At 60.6% G+C, this 9155-nt stretch carries 9 protein-coding genes; 6 read left to right on the forward strand and 3 right to left on the reverse strand.

The window, feature by feature from the left end:
* Positions 1-29 precede the first annotated feature (29 nt).
* Positions 30-533, reverse strand: coding sequence for a type VI secretion system contractile sheath small subunit (gene tssB / locus AC3WWR_RS27140; RefSeq protein ID WP_151142580.1), 504 nt, complete (start codon positions 531-533; stop codon positions 30-32).
* Between the two features lie 411 nt (positions 534-944).
* Between tssB and AC3WWR_RS27145 the strand changes: the two genes are divergently transcribed.
* Complete coding sequence (locus AC3WWR_RS27145) at positions 945-1685, forward strand: hypothetical protein (RefSeq protein WP_020798301.1); 741 nt, start codon at positions 945-947, stop codon at positions 1683-1685.
* A gap of 34 nt (positions 1686-1719) precedes the next feature.
* On the opposite strand, the gene AC3WWR_RS27150 is transcribed toward AC3WWR_RS27145, so the two are convergent.
* Positions 1720-2523, reverse strand: a complete 804-nt coding sequence (locus AC3WWR_RS27150) for a hypothetical protein (RefSeq protein WP_083349269.1) — start codon at positions 2521-2523, stop codon at positions 1720-1722.
* A gap of 298 nt (positions 2524-2821) precedes the next feature.
* Here AC3WWR_RS27150 and AC3WWR_RS27155 point away from each other — a divergent pair, with 298 nt between their 5' ends.
* The 4 genes from AC3WWR_RS27155 to argE are packed head-to-tail and all read left to right on the forward strand — an operon-like array spanning position 2822 to position 6437.
* On the forward strand, positions 2822-4132 hold the full coding sequence (locus AC3WWR_RS27155) for a flavin-containing monooxygenase (protein WP_020798303.1): 1311 nt from the start codon (positions 2822-2824) through the stop codon (positions 4130-4132).
* A gap of 51 nt (positions 4133-4183) precedes the next feature.
* Positions 4184-4600, forward strand: a complete 417-nt coding sequence (locus AC3WWR_RS27160) for a RidA family protein (protein ID WP_083349270.1) — start codon at positions 4184-4186, stop codon at positions 4598-4600.
* Positions 4601-4611: 11 nt separating this feature from the next.
* Positions 4612-5289, forward strand: a complete 678-nt coding sequence (locus tag AC3WWR_RS27165) for a DUF1028 domain-containing protein (RefSeq protein ID WP_020798304.1) — start codon at positions 4612-4614, stop codon at positions 5287-5289.
* Positions 5286-6437: an acetylornithine deacetylase gene (argE, locus tag AC3WWR_RS27170; protein WP_454866075.1), complete on the forward strand. Its 1152-nt coding sequence runs from the start codon at positions 5286-5288 to the stop codon at positions 6435-6437. Before AC3WWR_RS27165 ends, argE begins: the two co-directional genes overlap by 4 nt.
* A gap of 15 nt (positions 6438-6452) precedes the next feature.
* Here the strand turns inward: argE and AC3WWR_RS27175 are convergent, their stop codons facing one another.
* Positions 6453-7364 (reverse strand): LysR substrate-binding domain-containing protein, encoded by a 912-nt coding sequence (locus tag AC3WWR_RS27175; RefSeq protein ID WP_020798306.1) that lies wholly within the window; start codon positions 7362-7364, stop codon positions 6453-6455.
* 232 nt (positions 7365-7596) lie between these two features.
* Between AC3WWR_RS27175 and AC3WWR_RS27180 the strand changes: the two genes are divergently transcribed.
* Positions 7597-9012 (forward strand): purine-cytosine permease family protein, encoded by a 1416-nt coding sequence (locus AC3WWR_RS27180; protein WP_020798307.1) that lies wholly within the window; start codon positions 7597-7599, stop codon positions 9010-9012.
* Positions 9013-9155: the final 143 nt, after the last annotated feature.

Genomic DNA, 9155 nt, shown 5'->3' on the forward strand with positions numbered 1-9155 from the left:
TAACTTCCCTTTAAACGAACCGAAGTGGATTAACGATTTTCTTCCGGTACCAACGTGGCCAACTCGGCGCGCAACTCGTCGCTGAGCGCATCATCCTTGAGGATACGTTCCAGCTCATGACGAAAGGTGGCGTTGTCCAGCAGATTCGACTTGAGGTCACGCAAGAGGTTGCGCATGGCCAAAAGCGCGCGCAGATGCGGGATTTGCCGCGCCACCTGCTCCGGCTCGAAGTCCTTCATGCGCTGGAACTTCAGCTCGACCGAGGCGTCGCCAGCGTCATCGACCAGGGTATTTTCCACGGTCACTTTCAACACCGGAGTAAACTCCGCCAAGACGCTATCGAAGTTGTTTTTGTTGATTGAAACCTTGCTTCGGGCTGATAAGGGGCGCTGTTCCCTGCCATTGCTGTAGTCACCCATGACCATCAGCTTCAGCGGTAATTCGACTTTTTTCTGCGCACCGCCGGTATGCAGGTCGAGTTTTATGTTGACCCGTGCCTTTGGCACTTCGTTCTGAAAGCTGCTTGAAGCCATAACCCCTCCCGTTTTTTCGTGATAACCACTTCCTTGACAATAAAATTGCAAGGACTACGTTCGACAAGCCTAGACAATCAAACAAGAAAGATGTCGAGGTTATTTGGAAATTCAGTTTCAATTTAAGTCTGTCCTCAGGACATATTTAGGCATCCTACAGCATCAATGAAGTATCCTACTTTCAACTTTTCTCACCTCAAATGCACTTTAGGAAATTTCGCACTTAGATGCGGAAAAAAGCCTACAAACCAATCGTAATAACGTTTGATACAACCCCGATACCCGCCTGTAACGCCAAGACACTTGGGCACCCTGCCCCATGCGCCTAGATTGAAAGCCTCGATGGACCGACCGGCTTGACCGCTAGCGGCCCATCGTCTGCCCGACACACCACCAAGGAAGAGGGAAACCATGAGCAAATCAATCGCTGTCAGCCAACAAAGCCAGCAGCTTCACAATGATGTGCAAGAAGCCGTCAAGTCGATCATGGGTGCTGCCACTGCGCTGAAATCCACCGATTACGGTCGGGTCTTGAGGTCCGCCCTGGCGGCTTCGCAAAAAACCGTAACCATTGAAATTGCCCCAGACGACCTGACCCAGCTGAAGAAGTCCGGCTACAAGCTGTGCTTCGCCAAGAAAGTCGGTACTGCCGACTACAACGTGGTCTGGCAGTCCTACTCCGCCTACCTGAGCAATAACGAATTCAGCTGGACGCCGCTGTATCAGCTGTTCGCCACCAACGTGTTCCAGGAAAACGTACAAGTCAAAGTCTCGACCAATGTCGTCAATATCGGTTTGGGGCAAACCTCGACACTCGATGAACACGGCTTGCTGAGCCCGGCAGTCACGGGCGGGCCCGAAGTTTCCGTGACGTTCGTGAACAACTTCGCGCCGATCCATCCGGGGATCAATCAGTTGTCCACCGGCATCGATGGCAATCAGGTCAGTACACCCATCTACGTGGCCGTCAATCGGGTGGTCACCGGCAATACCGTACTGACTCCCGTGGAAACTATCCTCGTATGGTTCGAACAGGATGTGCAGACCAGTACCATGTTCAGTACCTCACGCTCAAAGGCGATCGAAATCGACCTGACCTTCGATAACACCGCAGGTCGCCTTTACGAAGGCGGTCAATGGAAAACCGTTTGATGAGCGCAGCGGGGGCAACCACGCGTTGCCCCCTCTATTCATCGAATGGAGCTTGGGCAAAATAACCCGCTAGCGACAGGCAGATAGAGGCTGCCAGATCCTCCTGGGTAGCAATGCCATAGGGCTGATTGCGATCAAACTGGGCCGACCAGCGAATCCGCCCCTGCGCCGCATCCACCAACCGCAGCGATGCCCGAACCCGTGCCGGCTCGACCCGCACGCTGCCCTCCAGGCAATAGCAGTAGCGGCCGCCACGCCGGGCATTCGTTGTTTTCACACTGCTGCGCGGCATCCTTATCAATACATGGTTGCCACTGGTCTGTGCCTGCTCGAACGACTCGAACAGGCGACAACTGAGCTCCTCGCACAGGCCACGCGCAAAGTCATCGCCCTCGCGGGTAATGCAGGTAAAGGGCTGGATCTGCAAGACAGGGTGGTGCGCGGCCCCTGCATTGGGGCGCAGTCGCTGATAGGCCAGGCGATAACAACCAGGCGCAATGCTCAGTCGCACCGGTTCCTGCTGCCCCACCGTGGCGTAATGGCTGGCGAGTTTGCGCCGCAACCGCCCCACCTGCACCCGCACCACCGGATCGTCACCGGTGCAATACACCGCCGGATCGCGACGAAACACGGCGATACCGATGGCGTGTTCGGTCAGGGGAACATGGGCCGATTGCAGGTCGTGTTCGACCAGAAACCGCAACAGACTGCCCATGCGCCGGGACCTGGCGAACAACGGACTGGCCAGCAGCAACGCCAGCACCCGCTCCATCTCTTCAGGATCGAGCGGCACGGCAGTACCCTCTGCACTTGCAGGACCTGTGTGCTTGATCACCATTGCCTGCCTCCGTGCAGATTGCCGACAATCGCTTGCCCCTTCCGGGCCCTGGGCAGGCCAGTACGTGGCAAGGTCGAAGCTTAGCAGCCGTGATGGAATGGGCAGCGATTGCAGGGTGCCGGCCGACGAACGTTCAATCCCACCCTCGCCAACCCCACGCCGCAAACGCTCTGCATCAGTTATTTATACTCAAATGCCAGCTTAATAATATTTTACCGATATCAGGCTGATCCCTAGTCTTGAGCCCAAGAAATGGCAGGTCGACATAGACCTTTATCCAACTTCGAAGGGCAAAGAGATGACCATTGATAAAACAATAATAGATACCTTGATTGTTGGCGCCGGCCAGGCCGGCGTCGCCATGAGTGAACACCTGAGCAAGCTCGGCGTGCCGCACCTGGTGCTGGAGCGCAACCGTATCGCCGAGCGCTGGCGCACCGGCCGCTGGGATTCGCTGGTGGCCAATGGTCCGGCCTGGCACGACCGTTTTCCGGGCCTGGAATTCGACGATATCAGCCCCGATGGTTTTGCCCCCAAGGAGCGCGTGGCCGATTACTTCGAAGCGTATGCCCGCAAGTTCAAGGCGCCGATCCGCACCGGTGTGGAAGTGAAGAAAGTCGAACGCAATGTCGGCCGCCCGGGCTTCACCATCGAGACCTCCCAAGGCGTGATCGAGGCCAGCCGCGTGGTGGCTGCCACGGGGCCCTTCCAGCGTCCGGTGATCCCGCCGATCGCCCCCAAAGATGCACAATTGCTGCAGATCCACTCCGCCGACTATCGCAATCCCGGACAATTGCCCGAGGGCGCCGTGCTGGTGGTGGGCGCAGGTTCCTCGGGGGTGCAGATCGCCGATGAACTGCAGCGCTCGGGCAAGCAGGTCTACCTGTCGGTCGGCGCCCACGATCGCCCGCCCCGCGCCTATCGCAATCGCGATTTCTGCTGGTGGCTGGGCGTGCTCGGCGAATGGGACCAGGCCGCCATGAAACCCGGTCGCGAACACGTGACCATCGCCGTCAGTGGCGCCCAGGGTGGCCGCACCGTGGATTTCCGTGGCTTGGCGCATGCCGGCATGGTGTTGGTGGGCCTGACCCAAGCGTTCAATGGCAGCGTGGCGACCTTCCAGCCGAACCTGGCGGAGAACCTGGCCCGGGGCGATGAAAACTACCTGGCCTTGCTCGATGCCGCCGATGCCTACATCGAACGCAATGGCCTGGACCTGCCGGAAGAACCCGAAGCACGTCATACCTTCCCGGAGCCGGACTGTGTCACCCAGCCGATCCTCGAGCTCGACCTGGCCAAGGCCGGCGTGACGTCGATCATCTGGGCCACCGGTTTTGCCGTGGACTACAGCTGGCTGAAGGTCGACGCCTTTGACGACAACGGCAAGCCGCAGCACCAGCGCGGTGTGTCCAGCGAACCTGGCGTGTATTTCCTTGGCCTGCCCTGGCAGTCCCGCCGTGGCTCCTCGTTCATCTGGGGCGTGTGGCATGACGCCAAGTATGTGGCCGATCACATCGCCATCCAGCGCACCTACCTCGAGTACCGCGATGCTGGCCAACGCGAGGCCGAAAACGCCCCGGCCGCTAACAAGACAACCGTCAGCGCTTGATATCTGCCCGGCGCGTGAACCGCGCCGGCCCCCATACCTCAGGAGTTTTAAATGACTACGCCAACCCATACCCGCATCCGCATGTTCAACACCAAGGAAACCTACCCGAACCAGAGCCTGGACAACGACCTGTGCCAGGCCGTCCGCGCCGGCAATACCGTCTATGTGCGCGGCCAGGTCGGCACCGATTTCGAAGGTAACCTCGTTGGCCTCGGCGATCCGCGGGCACAGACCGAGCAAGCCATGCGCAACGTCAAGCAACTGCTGGAAGAAGCCGGCAGCGACCTGCGCCACATCGTCAAGACCACCACCTACCTGATCGACCCGCGCTACCGCGAACCGGTGTATCAGGAAGTGGGCAAGTGGCTCAAAGGCGTGTTCCCGATTTCCACCGGGCTGGTGGTGACGGCATTGGGTCAGCCACAGTGGCTGATGGAGATTGATGTAATCGCGGTGATCCCGGAATAAGGAGCACAGCCATGACCTTTTCCATAGCCGCCCGCTGCCCCGAAACCGGCCAGTTCGGCATCGCCATCAGCTCCTCGAGCATCGCCGTCGGCGCCCGCTGCCCCTGGTTGCTGCCCGGTGTGGGTGCCGTCTCCACGCAAAACATCACCCTGCCCTCCCTTGGCCCGGAAACCCTCGCCTTGATGGAGCAAGGCCTCGCACCTGCGGAGGCCCTGGACAAGGTGCTGACCCGCAACGGCTACAGCCAGTACCGGCAGATCACTGCCATCGACCACCTCGGCCGCACCGCGCACTTCAGCGGTGCGCAAACCCTGGGCAAGCACAATGCGGTGTCCGGCGAGCAATGCGTGGCGGCCGGCAACATGCTCGCGGCCCCCGGCGTAATCGAGGCCATGGTCAGCGCCTTCGAACAGGCCGAAGGCCATCTGGCCGACCGATTGCTCGCGGCGATGCAAGGTGGCATGGCGGCCGGTGGCGAAGCCGGGCCGGTGCATTCGGCTGCAGTGCTGGTTGTCGGGGAACTGACCTGGCCGATCGTCAACCTGCGGGTCGACTGGGCCGATGAAGACCCGATTGGCCAGCTGCAAAAACTCTGGCAGGCCTACCGTCCGCAAGTCCAGGACTACATCGACCGCGCCCTGGCGCCCGACAGGTCCCCTGGCTATGGTGTCGCCGGAGACGATCGATGAGCGCCAGCCGCGATCTGCTCGCAACGCTGGTGGCGTTCGACACCACCAGCCGCGAATCCAACCTGCAACTGATCGAGTTTGTCCGCGACTACCTCGCAGGTTTCGATGTGCCGTGCCAACTGGTCTACAACCAGGAGCGCAGCAAGGCCAATCTGTTTGCCACGATCGGCCCGGCGGACCGGCCAGGCATCGTGCTCTCGGGGCACACCGACGTGGTGCCCGTCGACGGCCAGCCGTGGACCGTTGCGCCGTTCCAGCTCACCGAACTAGGGGGCAAACTGTACGGTCGCGGCACGGCGGACATGAAGGGCTACATCGCCTGCGTGCTCGCCCTGGTGCCATCGCTGGTGCAGGCCTCGTTGCGACTGCCGGTGCATATCGCCCTGTCCTACGACGAAGAAGTCGGCTGCCTGGGCGTACGCTCCCTGCTCAAGGCCCTGGAACAACGACCGGTCAAACACATGCTGTGCATCATTGGCGAACCCACCGAACTCAAACCAGTGCTGGGCCACAAGGGCAAGCTGGCGATGCGCTGTGACATCCACGGTCACGCCTGCCATTCGGCCTACGCCCCGCTTGGGGTGAATGCCATCGAATACGCGGCCGAGCTGGTCAGTGAACTGGGGCGCATCGGCCAACGGCTCAAGGCCCCCGAACTCCATGACGTGCGTTTCGATCCACCGTTCTCCACGGTGCAGACCGGTGTGATTGGCGGCGGCAAGGCCTTGAACATCGTCCCGGCCGACTGCCGCTTCGACTTCGAAGTACGCGCCCTGCCCTCGCACGACCCGCGCCGGGTGGCGCAGGAACTGCAGGCCTACGCCGAGCAGCAACTGTTGCCGCGCATGCGCGCCGTGAGTGAGCACAGCGAGATCCGTTTCAGTGAATTGTCGGCGTACCCCGGCCTGGCCACCGATGCCCGCAGCGAAGCCGCTGAATTGATCGCGGCGTTTTCCGGTTCTCGGGATTTCGGTACGGTGGCGTTCGGCACCGAGGGCGGCCTGTTCGATGCGGCGGGAATCCCGACGGTGGTGTGTGGCCCGGGCAGCATGGAGCAAGGCCATAAACCCGATGAGTTCGTCAGCCTGGAACAACTACAGGGCTGCGATGCGATGCTGCAACGGATGCTGTTGGCGATCAGCAACTGATAACTGGCCCAGGACTCAGGTGTAGAGTCGGGCCAGTTCCTCCTGACAGTAGTCCACGAACAGCTGCACCGGCTTGGTCAGCTGCGCCCTGCGCAACCACGCCGCTGACAACCCGGAGCCGGTCACGGCTTCGGCCAGCGGCACGCACACGACTTTTTGCCCGTCATAGGTGTATTCGGAAAACGGTTTGGTCACCAGGATCGAAAAGCCGAAACCCCGTCCTACCATCCCCCGGACCATTTCGATCGAAGGCGAACTGAAGACGATATTCGGCGTCAGCCCGCGCTCTTCGAAGATGCTCACGAAATAGGTTCGGCTGGGCACCACATCCAGCAGGATCATCGGCTCCAGCACCAGGTCGTGCAGCGAAACTTTCGCCTGCTGCGCGAAGCGGTGGTCCGCGGGAAGCAAGGCGTAGGGTTGCTGCGGCGGCATCAGTGCCACCGTCTCGATCGTGCTGTCCAGGTCGTGTTCGAAGACCATGGCCATGTCGATGCTGCCGGCGGTCAACGCTTGCACCAACTCCTGCTGCTCGCCATCGCGAATGCGGATTTCCACCCCCGGCCAACGTGCCTTGAAACCGGCGATCAGGCGCGGCAGGTACAGCGGCGCCACGGTTTCAAAACAGCCGATATCGATCTGCCCCGCCACCACGTCATTGTCCGCCAGGGCATTTTGCTCAAACTCATGGGCGACCCGCAGCAGCTCCTGGGCCTTGCGGTAGAACCGCGAGCCGCTCGGCGTCAGTGAAACGCCCTGGGCGTGATGTCGGATGAACAGTTGCACGCCAAAACTCTCTTCCAGGTGCTTGATCGCCGTCGACACCGATGGTTGCGCGATATAGAGCTTGCGCGAAGCCTCGGCCACGCTGCCGCAGTCGGCCGTGGTGACGAAATATCTGAGTTGGCGCAGGTTGTAAGCGGCCATGGGGACCTCCGGAAAGTCAAGGAATCGACAGCGCCCACAAGGGTTTTGCGTCAAGGCTGAACATACCGGAGGCGAGCGCAGCCACGGCATATATTTTTTAAGGTTTGAGGCAACAAACTTACTAATTTATCTATCCCGATCCATTGCACATGATCGCTCCAACAAGAAAAGCGTCGTTCGCGCGACGCTCACCGAAGTACGTCCACGTACTCACTTTGCCTTGGAGTTCATCATGGTAACCACTGCAGCAACGAGCGCCCCGCTCATCGAGAAACACACGATCGGCTACGTGCCGCCGCAAGATCGTCATGGCAAGACCCGAGACCTGTTCACCCTGTGGTTCGGTGGCAACATCGCCCCCTTGCCCATCGTCACCGGCGCCCTCGGCGTGCAGATGTTCCACCTGAACCTGGTCTGGGGCATCGTCGCCATCCTCGTCGGCCACTTGGTCGGCGGCGTGCTGATGGCCCTGCACTCGGCCCAGGGACCGCAGATGGGTATCCCGCAGATGATCCAGAGCCGCGCCCAGTTCGGTTCCCTGGGTGCGCTGCTGGTGGTACTGATCGCCGGCGTCATGTACATCGGCTTCTTCGCGTCCAACATCGTGCTGGCCGGCAAATCCCTGCACGGCGTGGTTGATAGCGTGCCGGTACCGGTGGGCATCGTCATTGGTGCCCTGGGTTCGGGCATCATCGGCATCATCGGCTATCGCTTCATCCACGTGCTCAACCGTATCGGCACCTGGGTATTGGGCATCGGCATCGTGCTGGGCTTCGGCTACATCCTGACCCACGTGCAGACTGACGATTTCCTCACCCGTGGCGGTTTCAACATTTCCGGCTGGCTGGCAACGGTTTCCCTGGCCGCGCTGTGGCAAATCGCCTTCGCGCCCTACGTGTCCGACTACTCGCGCTACCTGCCGGCCAACGTGCCCGTGGCGGCCACCTTCTGGACCACCTACCTGGGCACAGTGCTCGGATCCAGCCTCTCGTTCGTCTTCGGCGCCGTCGCCGTACTGGCCACGCCAGTCGGCATGGACACCATGGACGCGGTCAAGCTCGCCACCGGTTCCATCGGCCCGCTGATGCTGGTGCTGTTCCTGCTCAGCGTCATCAGCCACAACGCACTCAACCTCTATGGCGCCGTGCTGTCGCTGATCACCCTGGTACAAACCTTCGCCTACCGCTGGATCCCCACCGCCAAGAGCCGCGCCGTGCTCTCGGTCATTGTGCTCGCGGCCTGCTGCTTTGCCGCCGTCGGTGCCTCCGCTGACTTCATCGGCCACTTCGTCGACATGGTGTTGGTATTGCTGGTGGTGTTGGTGCCGTGGACAGCGATCAACCTGATCGACTTCTACGCCATTCACAAAGGCAAGTACGACATCGATTCGATCTTCCACGTCGATGGCGGTATCTACGGTCGCTACAATCCGCAGGCGCTGCTGGCCTACGCGATCGGCATCGTGGTTCAGATCCCGTTCATGAACACGCCGCTGTATGTCGGACCGATTTCCGAGCACATCAACGGCGCGGATTTGTCCTGGTTGGTGGGCCTGTTGATTACGTCGCCGCTGTACTGGTGGCTGGCCAATCGTGACAGTGCGTACAAGCGACGGTTGGCGGGTGGGAAGCTGGCGGCCAACGTTTAATCGCGCCGATAACCCGCATGATGAAGCCCCGCAGATTTGTAATTTAGATTGGGTGTATATCCGTTGCTGCGGTAACGGCCACCTAGGGTTTCGCTCTTACAGCGAGTCACTTGGAAAAACGGAACGCCGCCCGGCCCTAAGTA

Source organism: Pseudomonas sp. EB271-G4-1 (assembly GCF_058791355.1).